19 protein-coding genes are annotated in these 18550 nt (G+C 43.0%); 10 read left to right on the top strand and 9 right to left on the bottom strand.

Annotated elements, in window-relative coordinates; translation table 11 throughout:
• Positions 1-25: 25 nt before the first annotated feature.
• The gene (locus MWG72_RS03860) at positions 26-1792 is read left to right on the top strand and encodes a copper resistance system multicopper oxidase (protein ID WP_247143266.1); all 1767 of its coding nucleotides are present in this window, start codon (positions 26-28) and stop codon (positions 1790-1792) included.
• Positions 1779-2726, top strand: a complete 948-nt coding sequence (locus MWG72_RS03855) for a copper resistance protein B (RefSeq protein ID WP_005250305.1) — start codon at positions 1779-1781, stop codon at positions 2724-2726. The genes MWG72_RS03860 and MWG72_RS03855 overlap by 14 nt, the downstream gene beginning before the upstream one ends.
• 171 nt (positions 2727-2897) lie before the next feature.
• Here MWG72_RS03855 and MWG72_RS03850 read toward each other — a convergent pair whose 3' ends face one another.
• Positions 2898-3230: a hypothetical protein gene (locus MWG72_RS03850; RefSeq protein WP_005105347.1), complete on the bottom strand. Its 333-nt coding sequence runs from the start codon at positions 3228-3230 to the stop codon at positions 2898-2900.
• Positions 3231-3776: 546 nt separating this feature from the next.
• Here MWG72_RS03850 and MWG72_RS03845 point away from each other — a divergent pair.
• Complete coding sequence (locus tag MWG72_RS03845) at positions 3777-3986, top strand: cold-shock protein (RefSeq protein WP_004281299.1); 210 nt, start codon at positions 3777-3779, stop codon at positions 3984-3986.
• A gap of 461 nt (positions 3987-4447) precedes the next feature.
• Here the strand turns inward: MWG72_RS03845 and pyrE are convergent, their stop codons facing one another.
• Entirely contained in the window at positions 4448-5098 is a 651-nt protein-coding gene (gene pyrE, locus MWG72_RS03840) for an orotate phosphoribosyltransferase (RefSeq protein WP_004281297.1), read from the bottom strand.
• 40 nt (positions 5099-5138) lie between these two features.
• Here pyrE and MWG72_RS03835 point away from each other — a divergent pair, with 40 nt between their 5' ends.
• A complete protein-coding gene (locus MWG72_RS03835; protein WP_247143265.1) occupies positions 5139-5957 on the top strand; it encodes an exodeoxyribonuclease III in 819 nt (272 codons plus the stop codon).
• A 473-nt stretch (positions 5958-6430) separates the two neighbouring features.
• Positions 6431-6781 (top strand): Spx/MgsR family RNA polymerase-binding regulatory protein, encoded by a 351-nt coding sequence (locus tag MWG72_RS03830; RefSeq protein ID WP_247143264.1) that lies wholly within the window; start codon positions 6431-6433, stop codon positions 6779-6781.
• Positions 6782-6854: 73 nt separating this feature from the next.
• Here the strand turns inward: MWG72_RS03830 and MWG72_RS03825 are convergent, their stop codons facing one another.
• A complete protein-coding gene (locus MWG72_RS03825; RefSeq protein ID WP_005105342.1) occupies positions 6855-7292 on the bottom strand; it encodes a DUF2147 domain-containing protein in 438 nt (145 codons plus the stop codon).
• A gap of 155 nt (positions 7293-7447) precedes the next feature.
• Here MWG72_RS03825 and MWG72_RS03820 point away from each other — a divergent pair, with 155 nt between their 5' ends.
• The gene (locus tag MWG72_RS03820; RefSeq protein WP_005105341.1) at positions 7448-8359 is read left to right on the top strand and encodes an alpha/beta hydrolase; all 912 of its coding nucleotides are present in this window, start codon (positions 7448-7450) and stop codon (positions 8357-8359) included.
• A 62-nt stretch (positions 8360-8421) separates the two neighbouring features.
• Here the strand turns inward: MWG72_RS03820 and MWG72_RS03815 are convergent, their stop codons facing one another.
• Positions 8422-8991, bottom strand: coding sequence for an FMN-dependent NADH-azoreductase (locus tag MWG72_RS03815; protein WP_247143263.1), 570 nt, complete (start codon positions 8989-8991; stop codon positions 8422-8424).
• A gap of 340 nt (positions 8992-9331) precedes the next feature.
• On the opposite strand from MWG72_RS03815, the gene MWG72_RS03810 reads away from it, so the two are divergent.
• Positions 9332-10555, top strand: a complete 1224-nt coding sequence (locus tag MWG72_RS03810; RefSeq protein ID WP_247143262.1) for a GGDEF domain-containing protein — start codon at positions 9332-9334, stop codon at positions 10553-10555.
• A gap of 1 nt (position 10556) precedes the next feature.
• Here MWG72_RS03810 and dsbD read toward each other — a convergent pair whose 3' ends face one another.
• From dsbD to MWG72_RS03790, 4 genes are all read right to left on the bottom strand, one after another.
• Positions 10557-12398, bottom strand: coding sequence for a protein-disulfide reductase DsbD (gene dsbD / locus MWG72_RS03805; protein ID WP_247143309.1), 1842 nt, complete (start codon positions 12396-12398; stop codon positions 10557-10559).
• Positions 12399-12417: 19 nt separating this feature from the next.
• Complete coding sequence (locus MWG72_RS03800) at positions 12418-13173, bottom strand: transporter (RefSeq protein WP_004281287.1); 756 nt, start codon at positions 13171-13173, stop codon at positions 12418-12420.
• 21 nt (positions 13174-13194) lie between these two features.
• The gene (locus MWG72_RS03795) at positions 13195-13737 is read right to left on the bottom strand and encodes a hypothetical protein (RefSeq protein ID WP_004647221.1); all 543 of its coding nucleotides are present in this window, start codon (positions 13735-13737) and stop codon (positions 13195-13197) included.
• A gap of 127 nt (positions 13738-13864) precedes the next feature.
• Entirely contained in the window at positions 13865-14230 is a 366-nt protein-coding gene (locus tag MWG72_RS03790) for an HPF/RaiA family ribosome-associated protein (RefSeq protein WP_247143261.1), read from the bottom strand.
• Positions 14231-15235: 1005 nt separating this feature from the next.
• Here MWG72_RS03790 and MWG72_RS03785 point away from each other — a divergent pair.
• The 3 genes from MWG72_RS03785 to MWG72_RS03775 all read left to right on the top strand — a co-directional run bounded on the left by MWG72_RS03785 (position 15236) and on the right by MWG72_RS03775 (position 17449).
• On the top strand, positions 15236-15961 hold the full coding sequence (locus MWG72_RS03785; RefSeq protein WP_247143260.1) for an outer membrane protein OmpK: 726 nt from the start codon (positions 15236-15238) through the stop codon (positions 15959-15961).
• Between the two features lie 80 nt (positions 15962-16041).
• Positions 16042-16554, top strand: a complete 513-nt coding sequence (locus tag MWG72_RS03780; protein WP_243474489.1) for a GNAT family N-acetyltransferase — start codon at positions 16042-16044, stop codon at positions 16552-16554.
• Positions 16555-16726: 172 nt separating this feature from the next.
• Positions 16727-17449 carry a hypothetical protein gene (locus MWG72_RS03775; protein ID WP_247143259.1) on the top strand — a complete coding sequence of 241 codons (723 nt, stop codon included), beginning with the start codon at positions 16727-16729 and terminating at the stop codon, positions 17447-17449.
• A 401-nt stretch (positions 17450-17850) separates the two neighbouring features.
• On the opposite strand, the gene urtE is transcribed toward MWG72_RS03775, so the two are convergent.
• A complete protein-coding gene (gene urtE / locus MWG72_RS03770) occupies positions 17851-18549 on the bottom strand; it encodes an urea ABC transporter ATP-binding subunit UrtE (RefSeq protein WP_247143258.1) in 699 nt (232 codons plus the stop codon).
• Between the last annotated feature and the right edge of the window lies 1 nt (position 18550).

Raw genomic sequence — 18550 nt, 5'->3', positions numbered from 1 at the left:
TTTTTTATTCATTAAGGATTAAGTTATGTTGCTTAAAATCAGTCAAAGCCTGTGTCTGGGCTTCGGTCTCATCTCGTCGTCTGCCTTGTTTGCAGCCGTAAAAGAATATCATCTGGTCATTGATGAAAGCCCGATCAATCTCACCGGAAAGACGGTCAAGCGTATCACTGTAAACGGAAAATTCCCTGCACCCTTGCTGGAATTTGAAGAAGGTGATGATGCAGTCATTCATGTACAAAACAACCTGAACAATCAGGATACCTCGCTGCACTGGCATGGCCTCCTCCTGCCCGGGCTGATGGATGGTGTCCCCGGATTTAACGGTTTTCAGGGGATCAAACCGAAACAGTCTTTTACTTATCGCTTCAAGGTTCGTCAAAACGGCACCTATTGGTATCACGCACATTCCAAAGGTCAGGAACAGGATGGCCTCTATGGCGCATTGGTGATTCGCCCCAAAGCACAGACATTACTACCTCCACATGAACAAACCGAGCGGGATTATGTGGTGATGCTGTCGGATTTTCACGAACAGGGCAGCCAGCAGATTCAGAACAATTTAAAAAAATCGGCCGAATATTATCAGAACCAGCGCGAAACCGTGGGCGATGTATTTAAGCAGGTGAAACGTGACGGTCTCAAGGCCACCTGGTCAGATCGCAAGATGTGGAGCCAGATGCGTATGCTGAAAACCGACCTGTCCGATGTTACCGGTTATACCTTTCTGGTCAATGGAAAAACGCCGCAACAAAACTGGAGTGGCCATTTCCAGCCCAATGAAAAAGTCCGCCTGCGTTTCATCAATGCTTCTGCCATGTCGTTTTTCGATGTGCGTATTCCCCAGCTGAAAATGACCGTGGTCAGTGCCGATGGACAACCGGTGCAGCCGGTCAATGTAGATGAATTCCGTATCGGAACCGCTGAAACCTATGATGTGATTGTGGAACCCACTGCAGCGCATTACCAGATTGAAGCAGAATCGATCGACCGCTCAGGCTTTGCCATTGGCAGTCTGCATCAGGCAACTGATTCAAGTAAAGCCCCGGCTCCGGTTCAATTACCAACACCGCGCCCTCGTGCCTTATTGACCATGGAAGATATGGGACATGGCGAACAACATGACATGTCACATGACACACACAGCAGTCAGACCATGCAGACTGCCACAAGTGAACATGATCAACATGCCCAGCACGACATGCATGCAAGTCATAATGCCATGTCCGGAACCAATCAGCCTCATCAGCCGGTTGAGGGCTGGGCCAATATGTCTACGCCTGCAGGGCACAAAGCCTTGCAATATCAAGACCTCAAAGCCCTGACACCACAACCTGATACCCGCGCAGCAGAACGTGAACTGGTGATTCGTCTGGGTGGAACCATGGAGCGCTACATCTGGACCATGAATGGTAAAAAATTCAGTGATGCCGAGCCACTTCAGGTGAAATATGGCGAGCGGATCCGGCTGAAATTTATCAATAACAGCATGATGGCACATCCGATGCATTTGCATGGCATGTTTATGCAGCTGGAAAATGGTCAGTCTGCTGCAAATATGCCAAATAAACACACCGTGATTGTGCCGCCCGGGAAAACGGTGACCACCCTGCTCACAGCAGATGAACTGGGAGAATGGGCGATTCACTGCCATCTGCTCTATCACATGAGTGCTGGCATGATGAACAAGCTGATTGTGGCGCATGTGAATGATGATCAAGCATCTCACCCTTCTTCACAAAAAATGCCGTCAAAACCAGCAGCAGCTGAAGGAGCAAGCCATGCACATCACTAATCTTTTTGTAAAGTCAGTGCTCAGCAGTGCACTTACCCTAAGCAGTCTGAGTGTTTTTGCGGCAGCTTCTAGCGAGCATACGGGTCATAATGAACATCAGCATCATAGCGGACATCATGCCATGCAAAACATGACTGATGACCACGCACAGCATACTGAAACAGTAGATGCTGCATCTTATCAACCACCACCAAAGTTATCACATCAACCGCATGCGCCGAGCACACCACAAAATTCAGTCAGTTCTGCCAGCGAACATGATCATCGTAAAGAACATGGTGCACAGATTTATAGCCAGATTATTCTGGACCAGAAATGGCAGCATAGTTCAGAGGGAAATGGGGCATTCAAGTCCAAGAACCAAGCCAGAATTGGCACGGATGAAAATAAAATCTTCCTCAAGCTAGAAGCCGACAAACATGAATCGCATCAGGCCGAATATGATGCCAAAGTGCTGTATAGCCGAAATATTTCCGATTTCTGGGATGTGCAGACCGGGGTGCGCTATCGACAGGAAAATTTAGCCGAGCCTGCTACACAACAGCAGAACGAGCGCTTCGATGCAGTATTTGGGCTACATGGCCTGGCCCCCTACTTTTTCGAAACGGATGCTCATGTTTATGTCGGTGAAGATGACTTTGTCGGATTAAAACTGGAAACAGAGCGTGACCTGTTATTGACGCAGAAACTGATTATGCAGCCCTTTGTCGAACTGGATGTCATCCTGAATGATCAGGCAGCGAATGCGAAAAAAACCGGCCTTAGTCATGCAACCTTGGGTCTGGAAACACGCTATGAACTGAGCAAAAAGCTCATGCCTTATCTGGAAGTCGGTTATGAATACAGCAAAGGCAACCAACAGACAGCCTGGCAGCAAAGTTCTGATTCAGAAAAAGGCTGGATCTATGGTGCAGGTCTAAGAATGATGTTCTAAATTTTTGATACAGAAAATTATGCAGCTACGGGATGTGAAACGCCATTCATGTCCCGTAGCGCTATGGCACTATACATTTGACTGAGAAAGATTTTTTAAGCCTATGAACTGTACATGCGATGCTTTTCTGCACTTTCCCACTCATTAAGAGACTTGTTATTTTGCGAAAAACTAGTCTTCATCGCCTTGATTTCTACTGTTACTTTTAGCCACCAAAGTGCCTAACATAATGATAAAGGTACTCACGCCGCCAATTAACAGGCTCATCAGCCCCATTTCCAGCATAAAATTGCTATCGCCAGTCTCAGGGGCACCCCATAGAAATTGAAGACGATCGCCAAAAACAAAATTGATTGCACATACAATCAGAAAACCAATCAAGGTGGCAATCAGTAAAGTGACCACCAAGTTCTTCCACATTTTACATCCGACGAACAGGATGATCATGGCCAGTCCAACCATGGTGATGATGGATATAAGTAACACACTGTTCCAGTAATCCATGAGACTCACTCGTATTTGGTTTTAAATTAAAATCAAGAAATTCTTATAGTTAATTTTTCCAATTGAATTTTAATATAGGTGGATTTTTATACACAAACAATGACGATAACTATCTTAAAACTACAAATACTAATTTACCCAAAGTTATAAAATACACTGACTTAGTAAAATCTTGCTGGGTACTGAACGATTTTGATTAACATAAAGTAACACAAACACAACGTGTATTTATTGTTTAGCTTCGCTAAAGCTTAAATGCAAATGATAAAGCTCAAGCGAATCAGCTTGAAATGCTTTAAAAAACAAGAATTTAGCTACTTTTATAAGAAAAATAAATAATAAATATAAAAAACTTGAATATTTTCTGATTTAGGCTATGCTGTCTTTAACTAGAAAAAAGCGTTGTTTAGTTAAGCTTCTTTAAGTGCCGCAGTATTATTTATAATCCTCAGTTTTTTCAGATCTTTATTTCAATTCTTGTTGTTTTTCCAAGTTATCCATAGTCATTTGCATGACTAAAATTATTAAAATTTAACAGGTTATATTATGTCTACTACAGTTACCGGTACAGTAAAATGGTTTAACGAAACTAAAGGTTTTGGTTTTATTCAACAAGAATCAGGTCCTGACGTTTTTGCACACTTTAAAGAAATCAGCAGTTCTGGTTTCAAAACTTTGTTTGAAGGTCAGCGCGTTTCTTTTAGCGTGGTTGATGGTCAAAAAGGTCCAAATGCGATCAATATCGTTGCGCTATAATTTAGCACAGCAATAAGAAAAAGCACCTTCAGGTGCTTTTTTAGCTCTGAAGATTCATAATTTTGGTGAAAGGTTTTCTACTCCTCTATTTAGCTCATTAACAGTGAATTTTTAAGAATCATGTTCTGAATCATTGCTGTTGTAAGCGTTACTCTATAAAGAAATAGAAATGAAAAACCCCTGGCATCTGCCAGGGGTTTTCCGTATGCGTTCGCTTGGTATAACTCCTGTCGTACCTTACTTTCCTTGTATTTATCTATTGTTATTCTTGTGTGGAACCTCCTGTTCCTGTTAAAGCTATCATAGGAAATTTCCACTATTCAAAACAGCCGCAAAGTGCTGGAATCGATGTAAGCCAATGCTTACAAGAATAGACAGAGATAATAAATTTCAAATGCTTAGAAAATCGAGTATCTATAAAAAAAGGAAGCTCAAGCTTCCTTTTCTATGCCAATCCAGGCTTAGATCCCGTATTTAACACGGTAATCTTCCATTTTTGCCAAAGCTTCTAGGTCGCCTTTCGCTTCCAGATAATCCATTAAATCTTTCATGGTAATTAAGGCATGTACAGGGATCTCAAGCTCTTGCTGTACTTCCTGAATCGCAGATAAATCACCCTGACCTTTTTCCTGACGATCAAGCGCCACGAGTACACCGGCAATTTGGGCACCGGCATTTTTCAGGATGGTGACGACTTCACGAATCGCCGTTCCTGCGGTAATTACGTCATCAATGATCCAGACTTTTTTACCTGCAACCGAAGCACCTACCAGTACACCACCTTCGCCGTGATCTTTCGCTTCTTTACGGTTAAAACCCCACGGCACACTTACTCCATGATTTTGCGACAGAGCCACCGCGGTCGCTGCTACAAAAGGGATACCTTTATAGGCAGGGCCAAAAATCACTTCAACATGGTCACATTCAGTCAGTTTTGCAGCATAGCCAGAAGCCAGCAGTGTCAAGGCTTCACCATCATTTAACAGACCCGCATTAAAAAAATAGGGACTCACACGTCCCGATTTTAAAGTAAACTCACCAAATTTAAGCACACCGCGTGATAATGCGAGTTCGATAAAAGCTTGCGGGTTAAACTGAGCTGGCGTTGACATGAGGTGCTCCTAAATCCATTAATTAAGGTAAGACTTGCGCATGATACCAAAGAGTAGCTATCCAGGTGATCAAAAAATTCTTCGCGTCGTTTCAATTAATGTCAACGGCTTACGCTCATCTGTCACCAAAGGTCTATTGGAATGGATGGAACAGTCGGATGCCGACGTGATTTGCATACAGGAAAGCCGGATCACGCATGCGCAGTGGACCGATAAATTCAAGCCTGAAGGCTGGTACACGCACCTGTTTCCTGCCGAACGTCCGGGTTATGCCGGTACGGCCATTTATAGCCGTCTGCCTTTTGTGTCTTTAACTGATGGCCTGGGTTTTGAACTGGCCGATTCACAAGGCCGTTTTATTGCCGCTGAATTTGACTTGGGTCTAGAACAAACCGTACAGATCTGTTCCCTGTACCTACCTTCCGGCTCATCAGGCGATGAAGCACAAGCGCGTAAAGATCACTTTCTGGAAGAATACGCAAAAATCCTGAAACAGTGGCGCGATGAAAATAAATCGGTAATTGTCTGCGGTGACTACAATATCGTGCATAAACGTATCGATATTAAAAACTGGTCGGGTAACCAGAAAGCCTCGGGCTGTTTACCGCACGAACGTGCCTGGCTAGATCATATCTACGATGAGCTTGGTTATGTCGATACTTTCCGTGAAGTCCGCAAAGAAGCCGAATTATACTCCTGGTGGTCAAACCGTGGACAGGCGCGTGCCAAGAATGTTGGTTGGCGGATTGATTATCATGCCTGCTCTCCGGACTGGAAAGAGCGCACCATTAATGCCTGGGTCTATAAAGAACAATGGTTTAGCGACCATGCCCCCGTGATTATCGACTACAAACTATAATCTTCATTATTTAATTGAGTGAACATACGTTCACTCAATTAAGGCTTATCTCTTACATGACATGACGTATTTTTTGGGTTTATCTTAATGTAATAACATAGCATTATAGCGCTACGGCACAAGGACATGTCAGGACGACAACATAAGGACAGGACGCCGTAGGACGAAAATAAAACAGACTATAGATTTAGCTTGTTTTGCATGGATGTGACATTGGACGTTGGATTGAGACCCGCATGATCAGGATGATTAAATGCGGGTTTTCTATTTCTATTATTCCCAAATTTTTATTTTTCTTATTATTTAGATTGTTCTTTTTCTTGCTGCTCATATTAAAGCTGCTTGATGTCATTTTGATGACATGACTTTTCTGCTATTTAAAATTTTTTCCTTTTTTTCATTTGCTTTTGCATGGTCTGCTGCTGCCAATTTAGTTAAGCTAGTTCATGATTTAAATTTTTTAGATGGCAGCTATGTTAAAAATTTACGGAATTAAAAATTGTAGTTCGATGAAGAAGGCCTTTGATCTGCTGACGGAGCAAGGTCTGAGTTATGAATTTCATGACTATAAAAAACAGGGCATCGATGCTGAAACCGTCAAAACCTGGCTGGATGCCTTGGGTCAAGATGTGGTTCTGAATAAGAAAGGCACTACTTGGCGTAAACTCAGTGAAGAAGAGCAACAGACCGCCCTGTCGAGTGAAGATGCCCTAATTAATGCATTAACCACCCATACCAGTTTAATCAAACGTCCAATCTTGGCGACCTCTATAGGGTTTATTGCTGGTTTTGATGAAACAGTTTATCGTGGCTTAGCCGGCTAATATCTTATATTGAATAACACTCATAAAAAAAGCCTGACATCGGTCAGGCTTTTGTATATCTGCTTAAAATAAATTAGTTGGCACGAATCCAGGTCTGGTTACGACCCAATGCCGCTACGCCGATAAAACCACGCAGTTCAAGTTTCTTGCCACCATCTGCCAGCTGGCCTTTTAACTTATAGGTCTTACCAGATTGCGGATCAAGAATCGAACCGCTGTCATAACTGGTACCACCAGCATTTTTCAGACCTTTAACAATAGTCAAGCCTTTCAGAGATTTGTTGTGATATGGACCTTCACATTTCTTGCAGGCATTTTCTTCACCTGGAGTTAACACAGACTGAATACTGGCTGACAAAGTGCCGTTCTTTTGTTCAGTGAATTTAACCATGGCCTTAGGCTGCTTGGTTTTATCATCAATGGTTTTCCATACCGTGCCATTTAAAGGATCCGCGGCATTAGCCAATGCAGATAAGCCTAGTAGTCCTAACGTAAGCGCTATTTTTTTCATTTTTCTTCATTTCCTTAGTCTGAAATAGACCCATGTAGTATTAAAAAGTCACAACAATTTTTCAATTTTTAGGTGTGACTATTTAGTGTAACCTTGTAAATATGGTTGGTAAATAATCTATACGATCAATAAAAGCACAAAAAGATGGAAGGAAGATGAAGATAAGCCCGCTAACGAAACAATTAATTACAGAAAGCTTTTTAAAAACGGCCATTCGTGCCCCGAGCAGATTCAGTCTTCCACCGAGTTCGATGCGCATTGCACTGGAACAGATGTGCAAACTTTTTCCTCAGGATAAAACGGTACAGATTCGCTCGCTTCGATTGGCCGGACTGCGCGCGGAAGAAATTAAGCCGCAGCAGGAATCGACCCAGCTGATTTTTCATATTCATGGCGGCGCATTTTACTTAGGTTCTTTAAATACCCATCGTGCCTTTATGACTCAAATTGCAGCTCGAACCCAGATGCAGGTGCTGCATGTAGATTATCCATTATCACCCGAATCTGCCTATCCAGAAGCATTAGAAGCCTTGTTTGATGTCTATAATCTGCTGCTGGATCAAGGTGTTCAGGCCAAAGATATCATTCTGTCCGGTGATTCTTGCGGGGCCAATCTGGCCTTGGCGCTGGCACTCAAAATACAGCAGGAAAGTCTGCCACAGGTCAGCGGTCTGATTCTGCTGTCTCCACTGCTGGATTTAACGTTGACCAGTGAATCTTTACGTTATAACCAGAAGCATGATGCCCTACTGTCTCTGGAAACAGTTCAAACCGGGATTGAATATTATGTGCCGCGTTCGATTGATCGTGGTGATCCAGAAGTTTCCCCTTTTTTCGCCGATTTAACTGGCTTGCCACCGACTCATATTCAGGTAGGTTCCAAGGAAATTCTGCTGGATGATGCTAGTCGTTTTAAAGAAAAAGCGGAACAGGCAGGTGTCGAGGTCGAATTTAAATTGTATACCGGCATGTGGCACAACTTCCAGATGTTCAGTGCCTGGTTCGATGAAGCCAAACAGGCCCTGACCGATCTTGCAGAATTTGCCCATCGTCTGGACCGAGATTAAGCATGATTTAGCATATAAAAAAGGTCAGCCGTAGCTGACCCTTTGAAAAGAGGTTTTAGGTTTTAAATGGCCTGAACTTGCTGCAATGCATTTTGCAATGCTTGGGCTTTAACCGCTTCGCCCATGTTCACTCCTTCAGCACGAATCACTTCGATATCATTCACACCGGTAAAGTTAAACACGGTTTTCAGGAAAGCCTCCTGAAAATCAGCCGGGCTTTGCTCGCCATAGACACCACCACGGCTGCTGGCAATATACACTTTCTTATTGCCCGCCAAACCCACAGGACCTTGTTCGGTATATTTAAAAGTACGTCCCGCGACACAGATCCGGTCAATCCAGGCTTTTAGGGTTGATGGCAAACCGAAGTTATACATCGCTGCACCAATCACCACGACATCAGCCTGTAAATATTGATCTAAAATTTCCTCGCCCAATGCCGTTTGTTCTGCATTCTGGCCCATTAAAATTTCGGCGGTAAGATGAGGAATAGGCTGTGCAGCCAGATCCAGATACTCAACTTCAATGGCCTCAGCATATTTTTGCTGCAGTTGTTCCACCACAGCCTGAGTCAACTGACGCGAAATAGAAGCATCTCCTAAAATACTGGAATCAATCTGTAAAACTTTCATGGCTTCGCTCTTTATCTTTGGTTGTTTCTAACAATGCAGCCATTTTAACGATTGACCATATTGAAATAATTAGCACAAATAAAACACATCATCCTGAATTTAGAACAAAACTGTATACCTCTTAACCTCTTTAATTTTGATTAGAACCTTTTGGTATCGCATAGATCGCTTGCGCTATAGGCAAAGACTGAGCAGATGAGGTATCAACTAAATCACAAAAATGTTTTAAATATTGTTGTTTATCAAGCATTCAAACTTATGTTATCTTGTGTAAATAAAGCTATAAATATCCAATAAGTCTTAAAAAATCTGCCATAACAATTAAAGTCAGACCGGGACCATGAAGCGAATATCGCCTGTATTAGAAAAAGTGCTAAGACACAGAATCAAGAAATATCTGGTCGAAGATGAAGTCGTGATGAACTGGCGTATCCTGAAGAAATGCATCTTGATGCTGACCTTGGGATGCGGTGTACATCTGACCTGGCTCGGCTGGGATCTGTTTGTTTTATTCAATCCGGAGTATTGGCAATATGTACAGATTGAACGGGTTCATTCACAAGTCGTGCTAAACGGCAGTTTTTTATTGATTTTAGCCGTGCTGATTTATCCCTGTTATAAATTTCAGGGCAACCGTCTGGTGGAACGTTATCTGCCCTATCTGGCAGTCGGCACCTTTGTGGTTTCGCTATGCCGGGATGCCTATGTCGTCGGTGTGATCAGTCCAGTCGCTACTACCGCTTACGTCTGCTTAATTATGGTCGGTCTAGTACTGTTTCATCGCACGTTGGTGTATAGCATGCTGATTCCTGCCTCCATTTTTCTGGGCGGATGTGCCTATTTAAGTTTCAGTCATCAATTGCCTTATTCACCGCTATTTAATATCGATGACAAGCTTTTCTATAATGGTTTCTGGCTGTTATCGATGCTGTATTTCATTTTGCCAATTCTGGCCGTCTGCATGGTGTTATTCGAGATTCTGCTGAGTCAGTGGCGGCATCGCGAGCAGCTAATCAAACAGCTGAGCCAGATCGATCCGCTTACCAATCTGTTTAACCGCCGTAGTATCAACCAATGTCTGGATAAACTGAATGCCGCAGCCACTCCAAATTATGCTTTAGTGTTATTAGATCTGGATCATTTCAAGAAAATTAACGATCACTATGGCCATCATAAGGGCGATGAAACCTTAGTCGAAGTGAGTGCCGTGCTGAATCAGCAATTGCGCGAAAGTGATGTAGTCGGCCGTTTTGGCGGGGAAGAATTTATTTTAGTGCTTAAAAATACCAGTCTGGAAAAAGCCGAACAAGTGGCTGAGCGCTGCCGTATCGCCATTCAGCAATTGCAGATTTTCAGTGATGAGGGTGAGCTGATTCCGGTGACAGCCAGTTTCGGGATTGCCATTTCTAGCGCGGAATTACGCCCGCAGCAGTTATTGAGTCAGGCCGATCAGGCGCTTTATCAGGCTAAAGCCGGTGGACGTAATCTGGTCAAAGCCTATGCTGAACCGGCGCCAGTACAGATGCAGGTTTCTTCAACGGGTTCAGCTTTTTTTAAGAACTAGATTATGGATTTTCACTTTGAGCCAGCGCTTGCAGTTGTGCCAGCAATTCTGCCTCGCTAAAGGCACCGGTCAAACGCAAGCCACGAATTTCCTGCTGCTGCGCATTCAAGAATAAATACGTTGGCGGCCCGAGAATTTCCCATTGGTTTAACAGCGCTTGATGAGAGGCATTATATTGGCTTAAATCCAGCTTGATCAGGAAATATGGCGCCAGCGCCTGCTGCACCGCTGCAGATTTTAAAATACGATGTTCAATCGGCTGACAGGCGATACACCAGTCGGCATAGACATCAATAATGATCTTTTGCCCTTGTGGTGCCCTGTCCAAAATCTGCTGAAATTCTGCTGCACTACGTGCTACATGCCAGTTGGCTTCTGTGCTCGCCTGCTCCACAAAAAAACGCTGACTGTGCTGATATTGACTATAAGCAATATAAGGCACGGCCAGTACTAGACACAGGATATATAGCCATCTCAAACCGGTACGATGCCAGAAAATCCGGAACAGCACATAAGCCACGAAGGTCATACCCAAAGCTAAGGATAACCATTGTAAAGCCGCTTCTGAAATGAGTGGGCGAATAAAATACAGCGCCAGTGCCAGCATGATAAAGGCAAAGAGCACTTTGATCTGATTCATCCAGTGCCCGGCTTTAGGCAGAATCCGTGCACCCAGAATACTGGCCAGTAATAAAGGCGTCCCCATTCCAAAACCCAGGGTAAACAGCAGTAAAGCCCCCTGCCACTGACTTTGCGTCTGGGAAATAAACAATAATGCACCTGCCAGCGGTGCGGTCATGCATGGTCCCACCAAAAGCGCCGAAATCATGCCCATAACGCCGGCACTGACCAGACTACCTCCCTGCTGCATGGCCTGTGCCCGATCCAGACGATGAACCAGACGTTGCGGCAATTTGATTTCAAACAGGCCAAACAGATTCAGCGCAAACAGGACAAACAGGATGCTAAATGCGATCAGGGTTCCCGGTTGCTGCAACCAGCGCTGGAAGTTCAGACCAGCTGAAGACGCAATTAGGCCAAGTACTGCATAGACAGCGGCCATACTGCTGACAAAAGTCAGTGCAATCATCCAGGCTTTCAGACCTTTACTGTCACGTACGATCAACGAGGTCAGAATTGGCAGCATCGGCAAGGAACACGGGGTGAAAGCCAGTAAAATTCCCAAGCCGAAGAACAGTAAAAGCCCATAGCCCAAAGAGCGCTCAAGCAACTGGGCTGACCATTTCTGGTCTTGTGCTGCATAAGGTTCAGTTTGTGTGTTGGCTGATGCAGAGATTTCATCTGCTGTAGGTTCTGAGGAATCCACTGTATTAAACAGGGTATTGTGTTGCAGTGATGAAGTATTCAGATCAAGTAAACGCTTTGCTCCTGATCCGGCAGCTTCGAATTGCACCAGACCGGACAAATCGGTCTTGAACTGAATGGTTTGTGGCGGATAACAGATCCGGTCTTTGGCACAGCCTTGCCAACTGACCTGATAGGATTGCCCCGCTTGAGTCGAGATCTGAAACTTTAACTGCTGATAATAAACCTGGGTATGTCCATAGTTATCATCATACAAATCTTCAGCGGGTGGCAACTCAAACGATACCGGCTGGTTGCCCTGCCAAACTTCAATTTTATGCTGATACAGATAATAGTTGTCCGGAATCTGCCAGCTCAGTTCAGCCTGCTGCTGACTGGTGGAGATCACGCTCACAGGAAAAGCCTGCTCGGCAGACAACAATGCCGTTTCCGCCTGAGCAGGACTGCTGAACAAGGTGCTTCCCAAAATAACCGGGGCAAGCATTTTCCCCCAGGTCGGGAACTGCGAGTATTTCATCATCTGTGAGTTGAATAACTTAGAACAGCACAGAGAAACCTAAGCCTGAGAAGTAACTTCGATCTGCACCATCCAGATCTACACCGACATTCGCATCCAATTGGACACGGTCGTTTAAGGCATACATAACCCCGGTACCGAGCGCGTATTGATTATCGACACTTTCAGCTTTACGGTAAATCAGTTCAGAATAACCTGACCAGCGATCAGTAATGCGGTAGCCTAGAGAAGGAATCGCAGACACTGCCCAGTTGCTGTCCTGCCATTCATAACGCATGGTCAATGCGGTACTGACCAAGTCATTATATTGATACGACACGACAGAACCTAGGCTGTAAATATCTTCTTCATTGGTGAAACCGGCATTGCCTGTTGCAATGATGGCTTCGGCCAGCAAAGCCATACTGAGTTTGTCATCATCCAAATCAATGGCCTTTTTCAGACCAATACTAACATCGCCCAGACCATCATCTTCTTCGGTCTGGCCATTGGATTTCACTTGGGTCCAGGTCGGGCCAGCCCAACCTAAACGCAATTCCAGATCATCACTGAGTCCGGTACGTAACAACATATCTGCACTGAGTGTGGTCGCGGTCTGATCGCCCGACTTGCTATAACGCGCTGTAGGCAAGCCTTGCTCCCAAGCGACATTTCCGACTGGAGTAATTCCAGTACTGAGACCCTCACCTGGTCGATCAAATTCAAAATCTGCTGCGAAAAGCTGTGCACTACAACCGGCCAGTGCAATCAAACCCAAGGTTTTTAATGTTGTCATGTTGGAGCTCTTTATTAAAATTTAACTGAGTTCTTTGGTCATTTTTGCGCCATGCTTGCGAAGCAGTTCTAGCGTCTGTTTTTCTTCATCCAAGGCTTCTGACCAGTTGATTTCATCAAAATCACAATCAAAGAATAGATCACTAATTGAAGATAAAATAGTCATGCCATCTTCATCTTTGCTATTTGGATCAACTTTTTCATCCAGTAAACGCTGTACAGCTGGCGCGCATGCGGCACTTGCGGCATCCCAGAGTGGACCATAAATTTCTTCTGCATCCCACAAATGCAGATTCACTTTGGCCTGGATCAGTTCTTCCAGAATTTGTAAATGTACCGCCAAACGTGCCTGTTTCTCCTCTTCTGAAAGTGGTGTTCCGGCTTCATACAGCTCACACACTTCTTCCCACCATTTAAACAGGCCATCTGACCAGACCGAAATCACCGGGCCTTTGTCATGATCAATAAAATTCGGGTTGAGTCCATCTGCCAGCAGCTGTTTGACCTGGTCCAGATTTAATTCTTCGAGTGCTTGCACAAAAAGTTGTTGTTGCGCAGTTAACATGATGGAGCTCACTTTGATTCGTTTTCGACTATTATGCCGAATAAAGCAGGATTTGTTGTGCTTCTCATAACTATATTTTTGTTTAATACGAAAAAAGCCCCGCAGGGCTTTTTCAAATCGGTTCGGCTTAGTCTCCGATATCCGCAGTATCTGTGTCTGCTAGTTCGAGAGCACCAGGACGAACATTGTCTTTTTTCTCGATCACATGTTCCAGACTACGTTTTAGTCGGTCAATTGCACCATGGATCGCAGTATCGACATTATGGCCACGATGATTGACTACGACAGGTTTCAAGCCTGCAGGACGCGCTTCAATCATACAACGAATATCGTCATCGCCGCCTTTGGCGCCATTTTCATCACTGAGATGGACTGAAAAATGGGTAATACGTTCGCTGTGGCGCTGGAATTCTTGATTTAATTCTTCCCGTACATAAGTAATTAAACGATCACTATTCTGAATGTGGTTATCGGTACGAAGTTCAATATTCATATATTACCATCCTCAATCTTTGTAACTTTTGAGTGCAAAATTTTTTATCTTGGCACATTTGTAGCTTGCTGTTTCGCATCGCATTTCACTTCTTCAAATGATTGGAATCACACCCTCCATTTTGAATGATGAACACATTTTTGAGTCTGCAGAATCGTGTCCTTATATCTTGAATATCGGCTGTATCTGGGAAATATGCAAGTGATATTTTGATTTTTTAGCAAAAGAATAATCCATTGTGACAACTGCTTACTCAGGTCAAAAAAGGAGGATTTTTCAAACAGCAATTGCGCAACTCTTCACACAATTTAGTTTGAAATGTTTTTTAAGCCAGACCGATAAATCGCTTAAATAACACTCGACCAGAAAACCTAAAAAAAGAGAAATTAAAAGTATTTTTTTATGGAAATTAGCTCACTTTTATCTAATAATTTTTCTTATAAGATCAGCGTCTAGTCAGCCTTACAGTCCTGAAGAGATAATATGCTTTATCATTGTTTAGTTGCTTGTGCAGAACCAGGAAAATACTCCTTCGTCATTTTAAAATAACAACCTGCAAAATAATTTTTTTAATGAAATATAAGACCGATCCCTCTTATTTTACGATGCCGAGAATAGGCTTATAAAACGAGGGTTATTTGAGATTTTAAAAGTAGCTTCAGTACACAAACAGAACAAAGCTGTTCAGCCTCAGGCCCAAATTAATTACTAAACAATCTGTATCTCCCCCTATTTTTACTGATTTTCTAAGTTAATCATCGTGAATTGAAGTGATTTTATATTTTTAGTTATACATTCAGCCTTTTAAGGCACTACATATTCAACTTTATTTAAAAAATAATGCTTTAGAAAATCATCAGCGAAAGGCAATGAAAATTGAGGAAGATGATCGTCTTCATTCAACTCATGGGGGCTGAAATATATTTAAGTCAGCGATCACTTTTAACTTTATTTTTACTTATTAATCTGTATGCTTATTCTGCTTTCTCGGGGGGATAGATTTAAATGAAATTTACACAACTTGCGGCACTTTGTGCATTGGCTTCAACTGCAGCATTTGCTCAAGCAAAACCAGTTTGGCAGGACTTTAGCGTTACAGGTCTTTATGGTGAAAACTATGAAGTTGTAGACGATCAGCAAACTACTTTAACTATTGAATATGCTGCAAAAGTTAAATATGCAGATGTATTCTTCTTTATGGATCGTCTGCGCGGTGGCGATGATGTTAAAAGTACGTACTTTGAGTTATCACCACGTTTAAGCTTAAGCGAAGTTACAGGCCAAAAACTTGCCTTTGGTCCAGTGAAAGATGTGCTTATTTCAACAACGTGGGAAGGTTCAGATAATGCTGATAACTTCCTATATGGCGTGGGCTTTGACCTTGATATCCCATACTTTCAATATGCAAGCTTAAATCTTTATCGTGCAAACAATGAAAAAGTGTTTGGCAATAAAGACGATTATCAAATGACGCTTACCTATGGTGTGCCATTTAAACTGGGTGCTGAAGATTTTCTTGTAGATGGCTTCCTTGATTGGTCAACTGCTGAAAAAGACGCTCAAGCAAGCGAGTTAAACTGGACTACACAGTGGAAATGGAATGCGGGCAAACACATTTCTCCAGATACCCGTTTATACCTCGGTGTTGAACATTCAGTGTGGAACAATAAGTTTGGTCTTAAAAATCAAGATGAAAACAATGTCAGCGCACTTGTGAAATATCATTTCTAATTGATGTATGATCGAAAGCAGAACTCCGGTTCTGCTTTTTTTAAACTGTGATTTCAGCTCACCTCTACTAGAACAAGAATATGCCTGATTTTGATATTCGACCTGCGACCGAACATGATCTTGAAACCATCCTCAAGATTTATAATCAGGAAGTACTCTATGGTACTGCGACCTGGAACAGAACAGCCTTTGATTTGAACTATTTCAAAATCTGGTTTAAACAGCTTAAAAATCAGAATTTCCCGGTTTTTGTGGTTGAAGATACTCAAAATCAAGTCGTTGCTGGCTATGCCTGTTATGATCAGTTTCGTAGTATTCAGGGCTTTCAACAGACGGTAGAACATTCCATCTTTTTAAATCCAGATTATGCAGGGCAAGGTTTGGGTTCTAAATTATTGCAATATTTAATTGAACAGGCTCAAGTACAGAAACTGCATATCATGGTCGCGGCGATTGATTCTGAAAACAACTCATCGATTCGTCTGCATGAAAAACTGGGCTTCGTTCAAACTGCCTATATGCCGCAAGTCGGACAGAAGTTTGGGCAATGGCGTGATTTGGTACTCTTACAACTCAATCTGGATCAAGCTTGATTCATTCTTAGTTTAAAACTATTTCAGAACTGCTTTCTGGACACTACTCTTCAGCTTTTTAATACTTGGCCATCACGATATTTGGTTGTTATCCAGTTTAATAAGCACAAGTTCTATTTACTTATACGAGCGGCTATGTTTTATTCAGCTAAAAATCATACTGAATAACACCATGTATAAATCTCTATTGTCTATTGGTCTTTTAAGTTTAAGTATGCTCACTTTTGCTGATTCATATTTTGAAAAAGAGCTCCGTTCAGGCTGTAGCAAAGTGCAAAGCTATGCAAATAATGGCAAGAAATTCTACGACCAAAAACAATATCAAAAGGCTATAGCGCAATTTGAGCAACAAGCCGCTTGGTCATCTTTTTGTGCGATGAATGTAGAAGACGGCGTTACAGCTTTTTCTGAGCGTGATATCACCACGGCATTTAATAATGTTGGCTTAAGTTATGCCAAGCTTGGAAAGCCGCAATGGGCACGCGCCTGGTTTTCCGTTTTTCCGAATACTAAAGCCAGCCAGTTCAATCTAAAACAGTTACCTGCACCAGAAAAACCGAAGAATTTTGCAGGAAAATATGTCCGCTATGCAGGTTTTGGTCAGTGGAATACGATGGAAGTTAAACCAGCTTCTAATGCCTACCAGATTGAGTTTAATGGACTCTATATGGGTTTACGCAGTCTGATTTATGGACCAAATATGGGAGAATTTTTAACCCGTATGTCGCTGAATAAAGCTCAGGCCAATTACAGCGTAGAAAATTGCAAAATTGATTTGAAATTTCAGTTTAACGCTCAAATTGGACAACAGATTGTAGTGAATAGCAACAATCCAATGTCTTGCGGTTTTGGCCATAATGTCTCGGCGGATGGCATGTATTTAAAGGTTGAGTGATTGCTGATTCAGCGATATCTTATTACCCTATAACAAACATAATATTCAAAATATTATAGGGGAAATATGGCTGATACGGGCAAAGCGATAGGCGGTGAATTTAGAACTGGAAAATTTGGTATGTACTTCCTTTGGGATGAAAATACAGAAATCTAATCCCTCCATTATTCCAAAAAGAAAATTCCCCTCTCTCTTTAAGAGATGAGAAGCTCTGCTTCGTAAGAGGAGATTTAAAATCTAATCCCTCCAAACCTCCCTTTCTTACGCTTCGATATAAAGCAGTGCTTATATCTTGCTCAGGGGGGCTTTTTCCCTCTCCTTCTAGGAGAGGGTTAGGGAGAGGTAAATAAAGATAAGCCCTCATCCCCCGCCTTCTCCCATAAGAGAAGGAGCTAAAAGCATTAAATCGCCACCAACTCCCGAATTCCCTTCTCCGGCATTTCACTGCCCACACCTTGCGCCACAACCTGCCCACGTGCCATCACGGTATAACCATCGGCAAGTTCTTCAGCAAAGTCATAAAACTGCTCAACCAGCACAATCGCCATCTCACCACCATCCGCCAGTTTACGAATGACCCGGCCAATGTCTTTAATAATGGATGGTTGAATGCCTTCAGTCGGTTCATCCAAAATCAGCACATGCGGTTCAGAAGCAAGTGCACGTGCAATGGCAAGCTGCTGCTGCTGCCCACCGGACAAATCTCCTCCACGGCGGTGCTTCATTTCCTCCAAGACAGGGAAAATTTCATACAAATGCTCAGGCACTTTGCGTGTCTTTGCTCCTTTAAATTTCGCCATACCAATGAGAATGTTTTCCTCCACCGTCAGCGTTGAAAAAATATCTCGACCTTGTGGCACATAAGCCAAACCTTCACGTACACGCTGTTCAGGACCGAGCTTGGATATGTCTTTACCATCCAGCAAAATCTGTCCGGATTTAATCGGTAAAATACCCATCAGACATTTAAGGAGCGTGGTTTTCCCCACCCCATTGCGTCCAAGCACCACCGAACATTCACCCACAGGTGCAGTCAACGACACATCACGTAAAATATGACTGCCACCATAAAATTGATTGACGTCTTTGACTTCTAACATC

The organism is Acinetobacter lwoffii (genome assembly GCF_022967985.1).
Taxonomy (GTDB): Bacteria; Pseudomonadota; Gammaproteobacteria; order Pseudomonadales; family Moraxellaceae; genus Acinetobacter.
The sequence above is the reverse complement of the archived record's forward strand: the minus strand, read 5'-3'. Positions and strand labels throughout refer to the sequence as shown.

What these genes read in the sequence shown, in the direction of transcription:
- MWG72_RS03860 (WP_247143266.1), top strand. Translation starts at nt 26, where the DNA reads ATGTTGCTTAAAATCAGTCAAAGCCTGTGTCTGGGCTTCGGTCTCATC.
- MWG72_RS03855 (WP_005250305.1), top strand. Translation starts at nt 1,779, where the DNA reads ATGCACATCACTAATCTTTTTGTAAAGTCAGTGCTCAGCAGTGCACTT.
- MWG72_RS03850 (WP_005105347.1), bottom strand. Translation starts at nt 3,230, where the DNA reads ATGGATTACTGGAACAGTGTGTTACTTATATCCATCATCACCATGGTT.
- MWG72_RS03845 (WP_004281299.1), top strand. Translation starts at nt 3,777, where the DNA reads ATGTCTACTACAGTTACCGGTACAGTAAAATGGTTTAACGAAACTAAA.
- pyrE (WP_004281297.1), bottom strand. Translation starts at nt 5,098, where the DNA reads ATGTCAACGCCAGCTCAGTTTAACCCGCAAGCTTTTATCGAACTCGCA.
- MWG72_RS03835 (WP_247143265.1), top strand. Translation starts at nt 5,139, where the DNA reads ATGATACCAAAGAGTAGCTATCCAGGTGATCAAAAAATTCTTCGCGTC.
- MWG72_RS03830 (WP_247143264.1), top strand. Translation starts at nt 6,431, where the DNA reads ATGTTAAAAATTTACGGAATTAAAAATTGTAGTTCGATGAAGAAGGCC.
- MWG72_RS03825 (WP_005105342.1), bottom strand. Translation starts at nt 7,292, where the DNA reads ATGAAAAAAATAGCGCTTACGTTAGGACTACTAGGCTTATCTGCATTG.
- MWG72_RS03820 (WP_005105341.1), top strand. Translation starts at nt 7,448, where the DNA reads ATGAAGATAAGCCCGCTAACGAAACAATTAATTACAGAAAGCTTTTTA.
- MWG72_RS03815 (WP_247143263.1), bottom strand. Translation starts at nt 8,991, where the DNA reads ATGAAAGTTTTACAGATTGATTCCAGTATTTTAGGAGATGCTTCTATT.
- MWG72_RS03810 (WP_247143262.1), top strand. Translation starts at nt 9,332, where the DNA reads ATGAAGCGAATATCGCCTGTATTAGAAAAAGTGCTAAGACACAGAATC.
- dsbD (WP_247143309.1), bottom strand. Translation starts at nt 12,398, where the DNA reads ATGAAATACTCGCAGTTCCCGACCTGGGGGAAAATGCTTGCCCCGGTT.
- MWG72_RS03800 (WP_004281287.1), bottom strand. Translation starts at nt 13,173, where the DNA reads ATGACAACATTAAAAACCTTGGGTTTGATTGCACTGGCCGGTTGTAGT.
- MWG72_RS03795 (WP_004647221.1), bottom strand. Translation starts at nt 13,737, where the DNA reads ATGTTAACTGCGCAACAACAACTTTTTGTGCAAGCACTCGAAGAATTA.
- MWG72_RS03790 (WP_247143261.1), bottom strand. Translation starts at nt 14,230, where the DNA reads ATGAATATTGAACTTCGTACCGATAACCACATTCAGAATAGTGATCGT.
- MWG72_RS03785 (WP_247143260.1), top strand. Translation starts at nt 15,236, where the DNA reads ATGAAATTTACACAACTTGCGGCACTTTGTGCATTGGCTTCAACTGCA.
- MWG72_RS03780 (WP_243474489.1), top strand. Translation starts at nt 16,042, where the DNA reads ATGCCTGATTTTGATATTCGACCTGCGACCGAACATGATCTTGAAACC.
- MWG72_RS03775 (WP_247143259.1), top strand. Translation starts at nt 16,727, where the DNA reads ATGTATAAATCTCTATTGTCTATTGGTCTTTTAAGTTTAAGTATGCTC.
- urtE (WP_247143258.1), bottom strand. Translation starts at nt 18,549, where the DNA reads ATGTTAGAAGTCAAAGACGTCAATCAATTTTATGGTGGCAGTCATATT.